At 44.2% G+C, this 19,214-nt stretch carries 13 protein-coding genes and 2 pseudogenes; 9 read left to right on the top strand and 6 right to left on the bottom strand.

All coding sequences use genetic code 11. From position 1 onward, the window contains the following. The first annotated feature begins 67 nt into the window (after positions 1-67). The 8 genes from AC4PM4_RS04130 to AC4PM4_RS04165 all read left to right on the top strand — a co-directional run bounded on the left by AC4PM4_RS04130 (position 68) and on the right by AC4PM4_RS04165 (position 12,580). On the top strand, positions 68-484 hold the full coding sequence (locus AC4PM4_RS04130; protein WP_491612826.1) for an RDD family protein: 417 nt from the start codon (positions 68-70) through the stop codon (positions 482-484). Positions 485-804: 320 nt separating this feature from the next. After that, a complete protein-coding gene (locus tag AC4PM4_RS04135; RefSeq protein WP_491612827.1) occupies positions 805-2,430 on the top strand; it encodes an extracellular solute-binding protein in 1,626 nt (541 codons plus the stop codon). 56 nt (positions 2,431-2,486) lie between these two features. Beyond that, positions 2,487-3,410, top strand: coding sequence for an ABC transporter permease (locus tag AC4PM4_RS04140; protein WP_072732961.1), 924 nt, complete (start codon positions 2,487-2,489; stop codon positions 3,408-3,410). A gap of 10 nt (positions 3,411-3,420) precedes the next feature. Next, a complete protein-coding gene (locus AC4PM4_RS04145; RefSeq protein ID WP_063563855.1) occupies positions 3,421-4,302 on the top strand; it encodes a carbohydrate ABC transporter permease in 882 nt (293 codons plus the stop codon). A 102-nt stretch (positions 4,303-4,404) separates the two neighbouring features. Beyond that, positions 4,405-5,463, top strand: coding sequence for a glycoside hydrolase family 88 protein (locus tag AC4PM4_RS04150; protein ID WP_491613075.1), 1,059 nt, complete (start codon positions 4,405-4,407; stop codon positions 5,461-5,463). Positions 5,464-5,816: 353 nt separating this feature from the next. After that, the gene (locus AC4PM4_RS04155; RefSeq protein WP_256863677.1) at positions 5,817-8,051 is read left to right on the top strand and encodes a helix-turn-helix domain-containing protein; all 2,235 of its coding nucleotides are present in this window, start codon (positions 5,817-5,819) and stop codon (positions 8,049-8,051) included. 23 nt (positions 8,052-8,074) lie between these two features. After that, positions 8,075-9,724: an extracellular solute-binding protein gene (locus tag AC4PM4_RS04160; protein WP_491612828.1), complete on the top strand. Its 1,650-nt coding sequence runs from the start codon at positions 8,075-8,077 to the stop codon at positions 9,722-9,724. 195 nt (positions 9,725-9,919) lie between these two features. Then, positions 9,920-12,580: a discoidin domain-containing protein gene (locus tag AC4PM4_RS04165; RefSeq protein ID WP_491612829.1), complete on the top strand. Its 2,661-nt coding sequence runs from the start codon at positions 9,920-9,922 to the stop codon at positions 12,578-12,580. 524 nt (positions 12,581-13,104) lie between these two features. On the opposite strand, the gene AC4PM4_RS04170 is transcribed toward AC4PM4_RS04165, so the two are convergent. The 6 genes and pseudogenes from AC4PM4_RS04170 to AC4PM4_RS04195 all read right to left on the bottom strand — a co-directional run bounded on the left by AC4PM4_RS04170 (position 13,105) and on the right by AC4PM4_RS04195 (position 18,281). Then, positions 13,105-14,070 (bottom strand): quinone oxidoreductase family protein, encoded by a 966-nt coding sequence (locus AC4PM4_RS04170; protein WP_491612830.1) that lies wholly within the window; start codon positions 14,068-14,070, stop codon positions 13,105-13,107. Between the two features lie 169 nt (positions 14,071-14,239). Further along, positions 14,240-14,977 (bottom strand): UMP kinase, encoded by a 738-nt coding sequence (pyrH, locus tag AC4PM4_RS04175; protein ID WP_491612831.1) that lies wholly within the window; start codon positions 14,975-14,977, stop codon positions 14,240-14,242. A 188-nt stretch (positions 14,978-15,165) separates the two neighbouring features. Then, a pseudogene (locus AC4PM4_RS04180) lies at positions 15,166-15,836 on the bottom strand (Type 1 glutamine amidotransferase-like domain-containing protein). Positions 15,837-16,026: 190 nt separating this feature from the next. Then, positions 16,027-16,848: pseudogene (locus AC4PM4_RS04185) on the bottom strand (DMT family transporter). Between the two features lie 283 nt (positions 16,849-17,131). Next, complete coding sequence (locus tag AC4PM4_RS04190) at positions 17,132-17,689, bottom strand: hypothetical protein (protein WP_079697462.1); 558 nt, start codon at positions 17,687-17,689, stop codon at positions 17,132-17,134. Between the two features lie 133 nt (positions 17,690-17,822). Beyond that, positions 17,823-18,281, bottom strand: a complete 459-nt coding sequence (locus tag AC4PM4_RS04195; RefSeq protein ID WP_491613077.1) for a YdcF family protein — start codon at positions 18,279-18,281, stop codon at positions 17,823-17,825. 379 nt (positions 18,282-18,660) lie between these two features. On the opposite strand from AC4PM4_RS04195, the gene AC4PM4_RS04200 reads away from it, so the two are divergent. Then, a complete protein-coding gene (locus AC4PM4_RS04200; protein ID WP_079697463.1) occupies positions 18,661-19,068 on the top strand; it encodes a hypothetical protein in 408 nt (135 codons plus the stop codon). The last annotated feature ends 146 nt before the right edge of the window (positions 19,069-19,214 follow it).

Genomic DNA, 19,214 nt, shown 5'->3' on the forward strand with positions numbered 1-19,214 from the left:
AACTTAATGGAATATTTTTCTGTTATACTACATGGATATGTGTCTACATACATTCAACTAAATCCATATGAAAGGAGGCATTCATTTGAGAGAAGCAGGTTTTTGGGTTAGATTAGGAGCAAACTTGTTAGATGGAATTATCGTTTCAATACCTTTAGCCATTGTTGTAGGTGTACTGACAGGAAATTTTGATAATGACGAGCCTTTAGCTAAACTACTGAGTGGATTATATTCCATTTTATTACCTGTATTATGGAGTGGCCGAACGATAGGAAAACGTATTTGCGGAATTCGAATTCGAAAATACGATACACATGAGCCCCCTGGAATTGGAACCATGCTCATGCGAGTTGTTGTTGCAGGACTGATATATGGAATCACATTTGGCATTGGTTTCATTGCGAGTGTCATCATGGTTGCTGTACGAGAAGACAAACGTGCAATACATGATTTTATCGCAGGTACCGAAGTCGTCTGGGACTAAAAATGAGAAAGCGAGCCCTGGCATAATATATTCGTTATATTCAAATCCACTCATATTCACCCACGTTACAGACGATGAACTGTGTTCATGGTCTGTTTTTTTGTGATGTCAGAAGTACAGTCACAAACCCGCGCCAACACTGCAAATTCAAGGCATTGCAGAAGATTATATAGAGAATTCGTCTATCGTTTTGGCTAAATGATCATTTGGTTCTGACGAAATCAACATGTCATTTCATCTTTTGCGAATATCGCTACAGTGCGCTCTCCCTTACTCTGAGGTAGAGCACAGACATTCCCAAAAGGTGGAGGATAAGGTCCATGAGAAGAAAAGTGTTATCTACGAGTTTGATGATCCTGTTATTAGGTACAACGATCCTGGGGTGTTCGTCCGGAGACAGTAAAACGGGCGAAGCTGAAAAAGGGACACCAAGCGGATCAACGGAAGCAACAACCTATCCGATTCAAACGGATAAGACGCTTACGTACTGGGGTGAAATTAACGGAAACTTGATCGGGGTCAAAAATTCGCACAGCGAAATTCCATTCTTTCAAAAATGGCAGAAAAAAACCGGTGTGCCACTCAAATTCACGGCACCACCGACAGGTCAGGTCAGAGAATCCTTTAACGTGATGCTGGCATCCGGGGATTTGCCAGACATGCTGGAGTACAATTTCATCGGAGATTTCCCCGGTGGACCGGAGAAAGCCATCAATGATGGTTACATCCTCAAGTTGAACGATCTGATTGACCAGTATGCTCCGAATCTGAAGAAATACCTGCAGGACAATCCGGACATCGACAAGATGGTCAAAACGGACAGTGGCAGCTACTATGTATTCCCTTTCGTTCGGGGAGATGAGTATCTTCGTGTCTTCCAGGGACCCATCATTCGTCAGGATTGGCTGGATGAGCTGGGACTACCGGTTCCGGAAACGATTGATGAGTGGACAACAACTCTAAGGGCTTTCAAAGAGAAAAAAGGCGCAGCCGCTCCGTTCTCTGTAGTAAGTAAGCCACGATTCTTTAACGATTCCGGTAATGGTGCTTTCCTTGGCGCCTTCGGTGTAAACCGCGGATTCTATCAGGAAGACGGGCAGATCAAATTTGGTCCTGCGGAAGAAGGTTTCAAAGAATACCTGACGTTATTCCAGGAATGGTACAAAGAAGGTTTGATTGATAAAAACATCTCGACAGCGGATACCAAATCCGTTGACGGTAACCTCGCTTCGGGTGCTACTGGCGCTAGTGTTGGTAACGCAGGCGGAGGTATCGGCAAATGGCAGCCGCTCGTAGAAGCAAATGATCCGGATGCCGTTCTGGTCGCTGCACCATATCCGGTACTTAACAAAGGGGATATTCCTAAATTCGGCCAGCTTAATCAAGGTTATGCCTCGGAAGGTACGGTTGCCATCACGACGGCAGCCAAGGACCCGGAACTTGCCGTTCGCATGCTGGATTATGGTTACAGTGAGGAAGGGCACATGTTCTTCAACTTCGGTGAAGAGGGTGTCAGCTATAACATGGAAGGCGATTATCCGAAATTCACGGATTTGCTGCTGAAGAATCCGGATAAACTCGCTCCTGCACAAGCGATTTCACTATATGCCCGCAGCAGCTATAACGGTCCGTTCGTTCAAGACAAACGTTATGCCGAGCAGTTCTTTGCATTACAGACTCAGCGCGATGCCATTGATGTATGGAAGAATACACAGGCCGCCAAATATAATCTGCCTTCAATCACACCTACACCTGAAGAAAGCTCCGAATATGCGACCATCATGAATGATATCAACACGCTCGTCGATGAGATGACCATCAAAATCATTCTGGGTAACGAACCAGTGGATCAATTCGAGAGCTATGTCGCGAAAATGAAATCGTTACATCTGGATCGAGCTATTGAAATCCAAACAGCAGCACTCGAACGCTACAACAACCGGTAATTGTAAAAGGGGAGGGCACTAGCCCTCCCGATTGAAAAGAGGTGAAAAGGTACATCATGAGCAATCGTCAATCCTTTAGAAGCCGGTTCGTGCGGGACTTCATGATGAACAAGTATTTATATATCATGATGATTCCCGTTATTGGATATTATTTAATATTTCATTACGGTCCGATGTACGGTGCAATTATTGCCTTTAAAGATTATTCTCCGATGAAGGGCATTTTGGGGAGTGATTGGGTTGGGCTGAAACACTTTGAAGAGTTTTTCAACAGTTATTATTTCTTGCGTGTTCTGAAGAACACCCTTCTTATCAGTTTGTACACGCTGGTCTTTGAATTCCCCGCACCGATTATTCTTGCGCTGCTCATCAATGAAGTACGCAAGCGCACGTTCAAGCGGGTCGTTCAGACGATAACGTATATGCCTTATTTCATCTCTCTCGTCGTCATATGCGGTATTATTACGGACTTCACGAACGCGGATGGTTTAATCAATCGCCTTATCATGATGCTTGGATATGACGGTCAGGCGATGCTGCAAAAGCCGGAGCTGTTCCGTCCGATCTATGTCCTGTCTGAAATATGGCAGCGGATCGGTTGGGAATCCATTATCTATATCGCTGCGTTGATGAGCATCGACCTGGAGCAGTATGAAGCGGCGAAGATAGACGGAGCGAGCCGTCTCAAGCAAATGTTTCACATTACGCTACCCGGATTGCTGCCTATTATTACGATCATGTTCATTCTCCGGATGGGTAATATGCTGAATGTCGGGTTCGAGAAAATCATTCTCCTTTATAATCCGGTGACCTATGAAACAGCTGACGTAATCTCCTCCTTCGTATATCGAAAGGGATTGTTGGAGTTCGGATGGAGTTACAGCTCGGCAGTCGGTCTATTTAACTCGGTGATCAATCTCGTTCTTCTGATTTCGGCGAACTATATCAGCCGCAGAGTGAGTCAAAACAGCTTATGGTGAGGTGGTAACTTTGATTAAGGAAAGCGGTTGGTTTGACCGAATCTTTACGATCTTCAATTATACGTTTCTAATCCTGCTCGTCATCGTCACATTGTATCCGCTGCTCTACGTGTTATTTGCGTCCTTAAGTGATTCGGCGCAGCTGTTAGCAAACAAAGGTCTCTTGTGGAAGCCGGTCGGCTTTAGTCTGGAAGCTTACAAGAGTGTACTTGCCAACCCAGGTATAGCCACAGGTTTCCGTAATACATTGTTTATTCTTGTGTTCGGCGTTATCGTCAACCTGTTTATGACTGCGCTTGGTGCGTACGTGCTATCCCGTAAAAACGTGATGTGGAACAAGGTGTTCATGTTCTTTATCGTGTTCACGATGTTCTTTGGCGGTGGGTTGATTCCACTGTACCTGGTCGTAAAAGGCGTTGGCCTGTTAGATACATTGTGGTCGACCATTCTGCCTTTTGCCATCAGCACATTTAACCTGATCATCATGCGAACGTCATTTATGGGCATACCGGACAGCCTGGAAGAGTCGGCCAAGATTGATGGAGCGAATCACTTCACCATTTTGTTCCGGATCATTATTCCGTTGTCCATGCCAGTCATTGCCGTGATGATTCTGTATTACGCAGTCGATAAGTGGAACGGATGGTTCTATGCGTCTGTATTTATCAAAAGTCGAGAACTGTTCCCATTGCAATTGGTGCTGCGTGAGATTCTGATCGCCAATTCCACGGAGAGCATGTCGGCCGGTGCATCGGCTGGAGATCGCTTCCAGATCGGGGAAACCATCAAGTATGCGACGATTATGGTAGCGACGATACCAATCCTTTGCATCTATCCGTTTTTGCAGCGCTTTTTCGTGAAAGGTGTCATGGTTGGTTCATTGAAAGGTTAATCCAGAGAATTTAATAACGGTAAGGAGGTATGAGGTTACATGAGCGTATTAAATGAAGTGAACAAAGACGTGTGGGATCAGATTAAAAGTAAAGCCGATCAGATGCTTGCAGCCATAGGTGAAAAGTCTCCGCATGTCGCTGGAGCAAATGGCATCTATGACGACATGAGAATCGATTGGTGGACCTCGGGATTCTGGCCGGGTATGTTATGGATTGTGTACGATATGACGGGTGATGAGAAATATAAAGAGGCTGCATGGAACTGGGATGAACGGCTATCGGAACAGTTTCTCGAAAATAACTACTTTGATCACGACGTGGGCTTTCATTTCCTGCCTACGGCCGTCATCAAATACAAACTCACCGGAGATGCTGATGCCGCAAGGCGTGCCTTATTTGCCGCCAACTTCCTGGCTGGCCGCTTTAATACCAAAGGTAGCTTCATCCGGGCTTGGAATGGTGACATGCTGGGCTGGTCGATCATCGATACCATGATGAACCTGTCGTTGCTCTTCTGGGCGTCTGAGGAGAGTGGAGATCCGCGTTTCAGCCATATCGCCAAAGCTCATGCGGATATGGTCATAAAGCAATTTGTGCGGGAAGATGGTTCTGTGCATCATATCATTCGATTTGATCCCGAAACAGGTAAACGGGCAGAAGCGATAGGGGGACAGGGAGCGGCGCCGGATTCGGCATGGAGTCGTGGAGCTGCTTGGGCTTTATATGGATTAACGAATACGTATCGATATACAGAGGACCCGTCATATCTGGATGCTGCAGAGCGTGTGGCAAACTTCTTCATTTCCAGCCTGCCTGAGGATAGCGTTCCGCATTGGGATTTCCGTGCTGAGTCCGAAGAAGGGGAGGAGGTTCCACGAGACAGCTCCGCTGGTGCCATTGCTGCTTCCGGATTGCTTGAGCTTGCAGATGTACTTCCTGATCCGGAGGGCCGACTCTATGCTACCGTTGCCAAACGTATCCTGAGTTCCCTGCGGGATCATTATGGAACCTGGGATCTTCCTGAGCACGAAGGTATGCTTCTCGAGGGAACCGGTCATAAACCGGCAGGTCAGAACGTAAACGTCTCACTCATTTACGGTGACTATTTCTACGTCGAGGCGAGTGCCAAATTAAACGGTTGGAAGCACCGCATTTTCTAAAAAATTTCTAAAAATATTAAAAAAACATTCTCAACTTGATAACGAATTGATACCGAATGCCCGATAGACGAAATTAGTCTATTCGGGCTATTTGTGCTTGATTTGACGGGGAAAATCGGTGGTGGCTACCCTTTTTGTCAATCGAATTGAACTTTTTATCTATATCCCAATCGCGCTCTTACCGTTATAATAAATTCCTGATCCAAACATAGATAATCTACGAAGAGTTGGGTGATGAGTTGTTGCTAAACATTCGATATTTGTGGCAAAAACGAGAAAGCATAATTGTAACCTGGCTTGTCTCTTACAGTGCTGTTTTGATTGTGCCGATTCTGATCAGTTTGGTTATTTACATGCAAGCAAATGAGACTTTGAAGAGTGAAATACATCGGGCCAACGATTCTTTATTGAAGCAGATGCGATATACGATCGATACACAAGTTGATCTGATGAAGCGGTTAAACATGGAGATGACGTGGAGCCCAAATCTGCAAACGCTGATGTATTCCAATCAGCCTGCCAAAGAGGCGCCGTACACGGCTTACCAACTGGTAAAGGAACTCCGTCTCTATAAAACATCCTACGCATCCATCGATGAATTCTACGTCGTGTGGAAAAAAGACCATTCCATTCTCCGTTCAGGTAATATTCGGGATATGCGAACGGCATTTCATACCATACATAACACAGGTGCAATGTCTTTCGAAGCGTGGCGGGATCAGATCCTGGGTACAGAGACGAATCAGTTCGTCATACTGCCACATCAGAATGCCGCTCCGGCGGAGTCTTCCATTGCGTACATTACACGTCTGCCTGATGATTTGAATGGTCAGGAGACGGGTACGGTTGTCGTCATGGCGGATACGCGAAGATTCCAGGAGGCGATTGAGAGCATTTCGGGTTTTAGTGATGCCACGCTGCTGATTCTGAACCAGAATAACGAGATTCTGATGAGCAATCATCCGGGGTCAGAGGAATTGAAGCCATTCATGAATGGCAATCAGGTTCAATTGGATAACGCCAAGGTAGGCAAGTCGGAGATGTTCTACATGGACTCTGCGGTTTCCGATCTCAAGTACGCATTGATTATTCCCAGCAGCCTGTATTGGGAAAAGGCAGTATATGTCCGCAATTTTACGTATATCAGTATCGTGGTGAGTCTCATTAGTGCAGGTGTACTGACCTGGTTCTTCATGCGCCGGAATTACTCCCCAATCCAACAGCTCGTGGAATCACTAAAAGACAAAAATTCGCAGAACGAACCTGCTGATCGGAACGAACTCCGGTTTATTCAGAAGGTCATCATGAACACACGTTCAGAAAAGAATGAGATTGCCCAGCAGTTGCAGAAACATCAGCAGGTGCTGCGCTCCAATATGATTAATCGGCTTCTCAAAGGCAAACAGGATACGCTTGTGCCTTATGAAGATGCATTCCGTTCCTTCCATATGCCGCTGTATTCAAGTGAATTTGCTGTTATCCTATTTGTTATCGAGAATGAAGAGAATCTCTATGGAAAGCTGCCAGGTATTGATATCAACGAACGAAACAAGCTAATCCATCTCATTATTTCCAATGTGGTTGAAGAACTGGCTTCAGAGCGTCAGCACGTCGGATATGTGGCTGAAGTGGATGATATGATGGTCTGCCTTGTTAATATGAAAGCGGATTCTTCAGATTGGAACCAGGATCTTCATCACATTGCGGCAGAAGCGCAGCGATTCCTGGAACGTTATGATATGGAATTGACAATCTCCATCAGTGGACGCCATACGTCGTGGATTGGTATCGCCGAAGCATACCAGGAAGCAGTAGACGCAATGGAATACAAAATGGTGCTTGGCAAAAAAGGTATCATTACCTATGGCGATGTCCGCAGCGATGCGATGGCGGATGACCCGTTTGGCTACTACTATCCGCTTCAGGTGGAACAGCAGCTTCTTAATTTCATCAAAGCGGGAGATACCGACCAAGCCAGCGCTTATATGAACGAGATTACAGAGCGGAATTTTGATAAACCGATTATGTCGCTCACACTTGCACGTTGCCTGATTTTTAACCTGGTAGGTACAATGATCAAGGCTATCAATGATCTAGGGGACAGGGATAACCATACGCTAACCCAATACCCGCATCGGATTGAGGACATTATTGCCGGGGATACCATTCAGGAGATGCAGGAGGCATTGCAGAACTTGCTTGAGGAGGTATGTTCCTATGCCGCTGACAAGCGCGCAACGAATGTATCACAAGAACGTGAGGATTCCCTGCGTCATCTCAGTACCCAAGTCACACAGTATATCGAGAGTAACTATACAGACGCGAATTTGAACGTCAACGCCATTGGTGAGCATTTTGAGCTGAAGGGCAGTTACTTGTCCAAACTCTTCAAGAATCAGACAGGTGAGGGTCTGCTGGACTGCATTCATAAGTGCCGTATCCGACAGGCTAAAGAAATGATTGAGCATAAACAGGAATCCATTACAGAAATATCCCGAATGGTCGGGTATAACGATGCAGCAACTTTCATCCGGGTATTCAAGAAATACGAAGGCATTACGCCAGGTAAATATAAAGAAATCAGTTGATTGATTTGAAAGGAGACCGGAACATGAACGTAAAGAGAAAGTTGGCATTCATAACAAAGTTGACAGGATTCATCCTACTGCTTGGCATGCTGACTGCTTGCGATCAGAACGGGACAGATTCGGATGCCAAGCTGGATGAACGTTCCGGCTCATCAGAGTACCAGACCGTCTCAATTGCTTCACCCAATGACGATGGAAAATTAACCTACTGGGCAGAATTGAATGGCAATGCAGCAAGCATTAAGTCCAGCTTCAATGAAGTTCCTTTTTTTCAGGAGTGGCAGCGGAGAACCCGAGTCAACCTTCAATTCATCCGGCCTCCCGCCAATCAGGCTAAAGAAGCGATTAATGTGCTGCTTACGTCCGGAGAACTGCCGGATATGATTGAATACGAGTGGAGCAATTATCCCGGTGGGCCGGAGAAAGCGATCAAAGACGGATATATTCTGCGATTAAACGATGTTATTGATCAATACGCACCTCATCTGAAGCAGTACCTGACGGAGCATCCAGACATTGATATGCAGATTCGCACAGCGAACGGAAGTTATTACGCGTTTCCTTTTATTCAGGGAGATGATCAGCTGCGAACCTATCAAGGGCCGATTATCCGGAAGGACTGGCTGGATGAACTTGGACTTGATGTGCCAACAACGATTGACGAATGGCATACGATGCTTCAGGCATTTAAGGACAAAAAGGGAGCTGACGCCCCGCTTACTTTTCTAGGTGTTCCGAATCCGTTGTTTGGTATCGAAGGTGGAGGTTTTATTGGCGCTTTTGGCATTAAAAAGGGGTTCTACGTGGAAGATGGCCAAATTAAGTTTGGGGCACAAGAACCTGAATATAAGGCGTTCCTATCCTTATTTCGTGAATGGTATGCGGAGGGACTCATTGACAAGAATCTAGCTGCCGTCGATTCGGAGACTCAGGATACAAACATGACCACAGGACGCAGCGGCGCGAGTATCTGGAATGCAGGGGCGGGGATTGGTACATGGCTACCCATCTTGCAGGAGACGGATCCCCATGCAAAGCTTGTGCCAGCGCCATATCCTGTCATGAACAAAGGAGATCGCCCGAAATTTGGTCAACTTGCTCCCGCGATCGGTTCCAGTGGAGTCGCCATATCCAGCAACAGTCATCATGTAGAAGAAGTAGCACGGATGTTGGACTACGGGTATGGGCCTGAGGGACATTTACTGTTCAACTTTGGTATTGAAGGTGTCAGTTTTGAGATGAAGGATGGGTATCCGACGTATACGGAAACGATTTTGAAAAACCCTGATAAGTGGTCGCCGGCGCAAGCGCTTGCGATGTACACCAGAGCGAGTTATTTCGGTCCATTTGTGCAGGATACGCGATATATGGAGCAATATTATATTTTGCCGGAACAGAAAGAGGCGGTGCAGTTATGGTCCAGTACGGATGCTGTTCTCCATCAGGTACCTACTCTGCCTAAAACCGAGAAAGAAAGCACGGAGATGTCAGTCATCATGCAGGAAGTGAACAAAGTGGTGGACGAGATGTCGCTTAAAATCATTTTTGGCATTGAGCCGTTGGATGCATTCGATACGTATGTCGAGCAAATCAAGTCATTACAGATTGATCGTGCGATTGAGATTCAACAACAGGCATTAGAGCGATATAATCGCGCTGTATCCTCTAAATAAACCCTTATATTGTATAAAATGGGCATTGAGGTGTCGTTTTTGTTGATGTAATTTCGTTTCCTCGTGCTCTACAATCGGTTATGACATGCTGAGTTGGCATGCACATGACTCTTGCTTGAGCAGGATCGGAGGTGACTATAGGGTTTCTTGAAACCGCTCACATACTCTGAAATCCAAAAGGAGGAGAACGAAAGCATGCGTAGAAAGTGGCCTTTTTTATTGTTGGCATTTACGTTGACCGTTGGATTGTCTGTACCTGGAACCCAGGAGGTTCGAGCGTCAGAGGGTGACTCACAGCCATCTATTGATCGTGTCGGTGAGAATCTGTCTCTGGGTACGGATGGCAGAAGCAGACTCTATCCAAACGATTGGTATCCTGGATTTAAAGATGAACAGGGAAGGTTTCTGCATGACTTTTCGTATGCCGGTTATCGGCGTGGGGAAACAGAACTACCTAAAACGGCTAAAAACAAACGTATCGACGTTACCAAATCACCTTATTTTGCCGATCCTTCAGGGAATCGAGATGCAACACAGGCTATTCAAAAGGCAATTGATGCTGCTGTTGCGTTAGGTGGGGGTGTCGTGTATCTTCCCAAGGGTACATATCAGGTTAACCCTCAGGACGGCAAGGATTATTCACTAAACATTCCTGCAAGTCGTGTGGTCCTGAAAGGTGACGGGATGAACAAGACTCATATCTATAATGCACAGCAAAATATGAAAAACAAGGATATTATCCGGATCGGTAACGGAGATTGGAAGAAAACCGGAATTTCTACGAAACTTCGCAAGTCGGTTACTGATCCAACCGTCCTGCTACCCGTTGAGGACACAAGCGGGTTTGCGGTGAATGATTACGTGGTCATTTCATTCGAAACGACGCCGGGTTTCTTACGGGAACTTGGCATGCAAAACAAGTGGTCGTCACGTCTTGGTAAAGTAGAACCGTTATTCTATCGCCAAATCGTGGGCGTAGATCCGGAGAATAAAACGATCACGTTAGACATTCCGACACGTTATCCTATGAAGCTGCGCGATGATATCACAATTAGTCAGACCGCAGATCCGATTGTCGAAGTAGGTTTGGAGGATTTCTCGATCGCAAACATTCAAAATGCGAAGTCGGGGCTTGGTGAAGATGACTTCAAAGTCGTTGGGACTGCTGGATATGAAGCCGATAATGCTAAAGCTGTCAATGTGATTGCAGTGGCCAACAGCTGGATTCGAAATATTAACACCTATAAACCAGCTGGCAATACAGATTATCAGCTGTTGTCCAAGGGTATTATTCTGGATCGTACGAAGAACGTCACTGTGGATCATGTAACCATGCAGTACCCGCAGTATCGTGGAGCGAATGGGAACGGTTATTTATATCAATTTATTGGCAATGATAACCTTATCAAGAACAGCAAAGCGATAGGAGCTAGACATAGCTTCACATATGCCAACTTCTCTGCGAACGGGAATGTCCTGCAAGGTTCGTATTCTGAGAAACCTTCATTATTAACTGATTTTCATATGTATTTAAGCATGGCAAACCTGATCGACAACCTGGTAGTTAACGGGGACGGGATCTCTGCCATTACACGGGATTATGGATCATCCGAAACGAATCGTCATGGAGTGGTAACCACGGAAAGTGTGTTCTGGAATACGACCGGTCAGGCGGCACACCCTAGTAAATCCGGCGTTATTGTAGAATCAGAACAATTCGGGAATGGATATGTCATTGGAACCAAAGGAAAGGACACCGGCGTGAACGTCAACATTGTCGGTTCCATTCCGGATGCGAATACGCAGCCATTTGATATGGCGGAAGGCATTGGGGAGGGGGATCGTTTATCCCCGCAAAGTTTATACCAGGATCAGAGCAAGAAACGAATCAAAAATATTCATCTGGGGCTTCAATCTCTGTTGGTGAATGGCGAAGCTATAGGGGGTATGCAGTTCTTAAAAACGGATTACGTTCATACTTTGCCTTATGGTACAACTGAAACGCCGATCATCTCTGCAAAAGCTTATGCCAAGGATGCAAAGGTTAAAATTAAGCAACCGCAAGGGACTAATGGAACTGGAGAGATCACTGTATCCTATCGGGGTCACATCCAGAACGTGCGAGTGAAGTTTAAGGTAGCTGATACACCTGTACTTCCAGAGAATATCTCCATAAGTCCTAATAAAACAGTACCCGGCTGGAGAGTCGCAGGGAATGCGATCAGCGCAGGCGGAAGCGGAGAATTATCCTCGTTTCTAACATTAGATAATGGTGAGATCGTAAACATTGCAGAATTGGATGTTCCTGTAACGTACACATCAAGTGATGATACGATTGGATATATAGAAGGAACTACATTCCATGCGCTAAAAGCGGGAAAGGTCGACATCATCGTGAGCTGCGTCTTTAATGGCGTATCGGTCGAGGCACGGGAGAAATTTGAAGTCAAAGAGCCTATGGCCGAACCGGAAGGGCCGTTCGCTGTCGTAACCAAGGTGACGGCAAGTGCGGATGATGGCAATCTGCCGATTCATACGATCGATCGTGATCCAGACTCCAGATGGTCTGCAGATGGAAAAGGACAATACCTGCAGTTGGAGCTTGAGCAACAGACTCAAGTAGGGCAGGTAAGCATTCAATTCTATAATGGACATACGCGATCCAATTATTTCGATTTGGAGATATCAACTGATGGTATTAATTACCAAAAAGTATTGAGTAATGTGGCCAGTCAAAAACAGGCGGCTTATGAAACATTTGAATTTGAACCAGTTCAGACCAAATTCATTCGATATGTCGGGCAAGGAAATGAATCTAATACCTGGAACAGCATAATTGAACTTTGGGTGCACTAGAATTAAAAATGACGTAGGATAAAATCAAAAGAAATTCAGAATCAAATATAATATGCGCTTTTATAAAGCTGTAATGGGCGCATATTATATTTGGATAGCATATTTATCCATATGAAATTAAAAATATCTCGGGGGTTATAAAAAGAAAAAGCCACATTTATCCATGGGATGTAGCGAGAGTTTGATTATGGGATGCAATGCAATGATGATCAATGTTCCGCCGCAAAATCATAACAACTGTTTCACAAAACTCGTATTTTGTACATATGTATAAACGTAAACCAAACGCTGTTGAGGATTGCAAATAGCAAATAAAAAAGCCGCTAATCTTGTCCTTCGACAAATTTAGACTCTATTTGACGGTTTCTAAAATTCTCTAACAGATTGAACTGGAATTTGACGAGATGCTGCAACAGTGTCTTGCAGTCGCAGTCCCCTTCACCGACAAGGTGGGGCTTTTTTCTTTGGCCAGATACAAAGGGATAATCTGCCCTACTTGAGTCTTGGTTAGATTCATACGATTTTTATGGTCTTAATAAGATTTTCCCCGTGCTTTTACGGCTTTCCAGAAATTGATGCGCTTTTCTTCCATCTCGTAGTGCAAATACCGTAGGCTCAGATACCGTTATTTTCCCCTCTTCGATCCAGCGGAACAACTCGGCTGAACGGGTTGCCCGTTCCTCGCGGGAAGTAAGGAAATTCCAAAGATCGCCACCAGTCAAAGTTTTTGACGTATCCATCAACATCCTTGGGTCAACTGGAGCAGGGTCTCCCCCTGCCATTCCATAAAATACAACCGTCCCCCCAATGCGAGTGACTGCAAAACTATCTTCGAGCGTGGAGCCTACTGAGTCATAGACAACATCCACACCTTTTCCGTTTGTCTCCTCCATGACTTTTCTCTTCCAATCATCCGAGTACAAAAAAACCTGATTCCCTCCAGAGTTTTTAACTGCCGACGCCTTCTCCATCGAGGAGGTTAAACCAATGACCCTTCCACCGAAGAGCTTTGCAATTTGAACAAGTAACTGTCCAACGCCCCCTGCTGCGGCATGAACTAGAATTACATCATTCTCCTTAACCGTATAACTATCTTTTGTTAAATAGTGGGCAGTCAACCCTTGCAGTAAAACAGAAGCCGCCTTATCAAATGAAATGGTCTCTGGAAGAGGAATTGCCTTTTCTATAGGAACAGCCACTTTTTCTGCGTTAGCATGGGGGACATCTGCAAATGCAATAGGGTCGCCAACGCTGATTCCTTGGACATTAGCTCCTGTTTTTTCAACGACTCCTGCCCCTTCATAAACTAAAATAAACGGGGAGTTCCCAGTAAGATGATAGTTTCCTTTCCTTCTATAAATATCTGCAAAATTCAATCCGATGGCTTGCATCCTTACTAATATTTCGTCAGGCCCGATAACTGGATCCGAAATTTCAAGATATTCTAGTACTTCCGGTCCTCCGAATTTATTAAATACAAGTGCTTTCAAATGAGTGGCCTCCTCTTATATATTTTTCAAAAGCTCTGAAAGAACGGGCTTCTTTTATTAACTCCAAAACTTGCCTCTGCTTATGATACGGTTAACCCCGCTGTCTGTAACAGTAAGTTTATTTCGAAATTTAGGGAGCACAAAAGTACTCCCTCGGACAGAAGTTCTGTTATTCCAATTCCAAAATTGATTCACCGCTAATAATAGTACCATTATTATTTCCTTCACAAATCTCTTTCATTGTGCCTGGCTTGTCAAAATTAAACACTTGCAAGGGCAGATTGTAGTCTCTTGCTAAAATGAAAACGGATTGGTCCATTACCTTTAAGTTGTGTTTTAAGACATCGTTGTAATGAAGCGAGCGAAATTCCCTTGCATCCTTATCCAATTTAGGGTCTGCGTTAAGAACACCATCAACACCTTTCTTTGCAACTAATAAAGCGTCACAATGAACCTCGATGGCTCTTTGTACTGAAGGATAGTCTGTTGTAACGTAAGGTTGACCGTTCCCCCCTGCAAAAATTACAATATAGCCTTTTTCTAGATGGTGGATTGCTCTTAGACGGATGTATGGTTCTGCAACTGAAGTAATAGGTATTGCGGTCATTACTCGTACTTCTTTTTTGGTCTTGGCTTTAAGAACTCCACGAAGCATTAAACTATTTACTACAGTCGCAAGCGTCCCAATGTTATCAGCTTCTGCCCTTTCAATCCCCCAGCTTTCCGCCATATTGCCTCTGAAAATGTTACCCCCACCTATAACTAACGATACTTCAACGCCTAAATTTACTACTGACATAATTTCATCCGCAATATGGTCTAACCTTTCTGGCTCAAAACCAAATTCAGAGTTTCCTGCTACTGCTCCACCACTTAGCTTAACGAGAACCCTTTTGTACCTTGACAATGATTACACCCCCATAAAATAAAAACACTAAAGCAATAAATGCTTTAGTCAGATTGTCGAGAAATCCGACTCTCGAAAGAGAACTGGGTTTCTCGACAATCTGAAAAGTAGCCGATCTCGTAGATCGGCTACTTTTCTTCTTGGTAATATTGAATTATTGTATCCCGTTACCTCAGCAGTGAGGAATCTTAAAGCCTAAAATGCCTCCAATTCCCTTCGGAAACCACTTCTACTGCTCCATCGATCACCTTGATGGCGGTCTGATCATCGATTGCATATGCCGGCCCTTGAATCTCTGCGACCCAGCTCTCAGCTGCAGCCATAGTGTTATCTGGCAGCATGACGTGATCAAGATGCGGAAAAATTGCAAAATCAACCAGTCCCTACGTTTCATATCCCACCGGTAGGTGAAGTCCACCACACAAAATATTCCCCGACCTTAGGTGCCATCACCATACTGCCGGCGCTCATTCCCACATAAATGGCCTTCAGTGAAGGCAAGAGTTCTGCCAGTCCGGATTGTCGCATCCAATGGCATAGGAAGAGAGCATCGCCATTCGATACCAGCAAGACGTCTGTCTCCCGGACCAGGGGCTCCCAGTGGTCTCTATTGATGCTTGGCAGTGCGGTGAGCTCCAGCACGCCTACAGACTTCCAGCCGAGGTCGACCATGGGATTCTCGGATTTCCCGCTGATAAACTCTCAGGTTTTTGACGCGAGGGCCAACCCAGGGATGTCCGTACATCGCCGTGGGAATGCACAGGGCATTGGAGTCAGCAATCGGCTTGTCCAACATGCCAACTAACGCATTCTGTATACTTTGATTATTAACGCCTGCAGATGTCAGTAATAATTTCATACCCTCACTCCTAGTCAATTGACCTTCATAAAATCCCCTTATTATCTAGTGTTCGATAAAATGGCTATCCTGTCCTGCCTGTTAGTTGAATAAAAGCAGCCGATCATATTGATCAGCTGCTTCTTCGTATTCTTGGACTATCGTTTCCCGTTAGTTTAATCTATAAATCTGACGGCTATGATCCTTAGCGTTATCTGGATACAAACTTTTTAGCGAATGCTACGCACAATACGACACCAATGTTTACAAAAAAGATGAGCCATCCAACTGACTCATGTAGAATAAGAGCTGAAAGTAACAAGCCAAAAAATGACTGTAGAAGCTGTAACTGTCCACCTCCTACAATTCCCCCCTTGTGCAAGGCCTCGATACCAAAATACAAAGCCAATAGCCAATATACATACTAAAAAGCGATACATATACAAGACTTATGAATGAAGAAACGCGTATATCTCCCCAAGATTGCGGCATATACAAAAATGAGAGTAACAACATTACTGGGAGCGATATGATTAATGCCCAGGAGATGACTTGCCAGCCACCTAAACTTCTAGAAAGACGTGCGCCTTCCGCATATCCATAACCACACACAATAATTGATGCCAACATAAGTCCATCCCCCACTGGAGAAGAAGCTTCCCCGCTTAACAAAGCAAACCCTACCACCAAACCACTGTCTAAAGCTAATAGCACCCAAAAAAATGGCCGCGCACGTTCTCCGCCTCGTAAAACTCCAAATATAGCGGTGGAGAGAGGCAACAGACCGATATAGATAATGGCATGAGCGGATGTAATATATTGTAGAGCCAGCCCTGTCAATAGTGGAAATCCCCACACCAAGAGCTACAAGAATGAGTGGGAGAATATCTCTTCGGACAGGAACCTTTTGCTTGAATAAGAGAAGGAATATACCAGCCAAAATCTCAGCAATTGCTGCACGCGAAACGGTGAGAAATATAGGATCAAAATCCATAATGGCTAAACGTTTTTGAATCAAATTATTGTGAATGATCTAACAATAAATACTCCTACTGAACATTATCCTACACTGTAAGTAGAATTGATCTCCAACTTCTTCTCTTCTCCAGGCAAGTGGGGAACTTTGTGTCACTAAAAATTGACACAAAGTTCCCTACCAAAAACTAAAAACCCCTTGTTTTATAAGGGGTTTCTTGGTTGGCGACTTTATGTCATTCTACTTAGTAGAACAAAAGCAGCCGATCACGTTGGTCAGCTGCTTTGTGGTTTAATTGAGCTATCGTTCCCGTTAGCTTAATGGAAAACTGTATCTTGATTCACTTCTTAACGCTTATATACTGACGTTCTTTCCACTCGAACTCATTCCCCAATTGAAATGTGGCTAGTTCAATCACGAGGTCGAGTTCTTTTTTTGGAGCATCTAAAAATCTTTCCTGTCCGTGAGCCCAGCAGCAATACAACTCTAAGTCTTCACCTATTCTCAGATTGCTGCGTATATATTTGAAAAGCTCTACTAAGCACTTTTTGCTTGTCTGAAATAAAATCGGGTGAGAATATTTAATCTCGTCATTAATCTCGAAGTCACCACCTTCGGGGTTCACTTGGTAAACCAATGGATGACGGAAAGGATGTGAGGATTGCATGGTTATGGGACCGGTTATATATAATCCTGCTGCATCCTCTTCCGTATCGTAAACCTCCATAAGTTTATCGCCCTTTGGGTATTTCTCCAGTAGTATTTGCATATTGAGTTGATCCTTAGCGGCAGGGTTTACATTCGTAACATATTCATTAATAGTCATAACTGTTTTTTTCTTTCCAAATGAGCCTGTCGGAAGCTCATAGCTTGCAGCAATATAATAAAATAGTGTCACAGTATCAACCTCATCTCCGATCTAAAACTATTTTCCAAAGCTTTTATTCTATCTAACTGCTCCATTAACCTCCAGTTATCTTAATTAAAAAGGAGCAAACTGCTCCTTGCTATTCCTCAACTAACGTTTCCCGTTAGTTTAACGGTCTAACCCAAATCGGTATATGATGGGCAAAATATTGCCCCACCTTAGTTAGTTCTTTCATAACGGGAGTAATCTTCTTATCATCAAGAAACCAGTTATCTTTATTAATTCCAGTCTTGTCCGTTAAAGATCTCACTAAAAAAGCTGTTTCGTTAAAATCAATCTGATAAGTCAGTAAGGCTCTTCGTGCATGATACGATTTACATACTAATATCGCCTTAGTGGGCTTAATCCCCATATGATGAAGTACATGCTTCGAAAATCTAGAGTTCTCAAAGGTGTTTGTTGCTTTATCTTCACGTAGAATTGCACTTTCGGGTACGCCTAGTTTTATTCCAATGCTACGAAGGAATTCCCATTCTGTCGTTTTTACATTCGATGTCGAGCCACCTGAAGGCAATATATAAGGTGCAAACCCCTGATGAAATAGTTCAGCTGCACTTTCCATCAACTGCGCGGATGGCTTCCTCCCGGAACCATGATCACATCAGCGGAATCCATAGTTGTTTCAAAACATAAACTCCGTAATACAATCAAATGGATATGACACTTATATTCCTCCCCTCATTATTCACTATTGTTATATTGCTATATATTGGAACTAAACTGCCCGTTAGCTTAATGAATTAACGAGTGAAAACATATTAGACAGATGCCTAATAGGAAACAGGAACAAGTTCTTGTCCCTTAACAAGGATACGCCAGTACATCTACATTTTAGCGTTTCCTAGTTGAAATATGCTAAGACACCCAATGGTATATAAACAATTTAACATTAATACAATGTATAGGCTGTTGACTAAGTTTACTTAAGGGGGCAATTAAGAATGCTTAATTTCCAAAATGAGCGTCAGATGATACCGCATCCAATTCTTTTGGAAGCAAAACAGAGTGCAACAAATCAAATTCTGATTACGTATGATCAGCGGACAGATTTAGGATCAGCAACCCATATTTCAAACTACTGGATCAGGAGTACTATGGAAACACCTACCGGTATTGCAACTGTAGGAATGAGTGACGCACTGATGTCTTCAAACTCAATACGTCCTGATATGGCACAGATCGTACCCGTCGATAACTCAAACATGAGATTTCATATCACGTTTAGGGTTAATGCAGTGTCAGGTGTATTGTATACCGTACTGCCTTGTTTTGTTAACCTTGAGGGAATGACAGGTTATAAGGGGGCGAATTGGGGCCCCGCAAGTAGAAATGTACTTATTGGTATGTAGATAAATTATAACGCATACTCATTTACTCATTGTTAAGTGCCAGAAAACTAATCAGTGTGGGCAACTCTAATTAGCAAATGGTCACTTCGGACCCAGAGACAATAGGAAAAAATAATTGCTGAATGAATTAGTAGCCCTCCATCTCC

The sequence above is a fragment of the Paenibacillus sp. MDV22-iso6 genome (genome assembly GCF_058408365.1).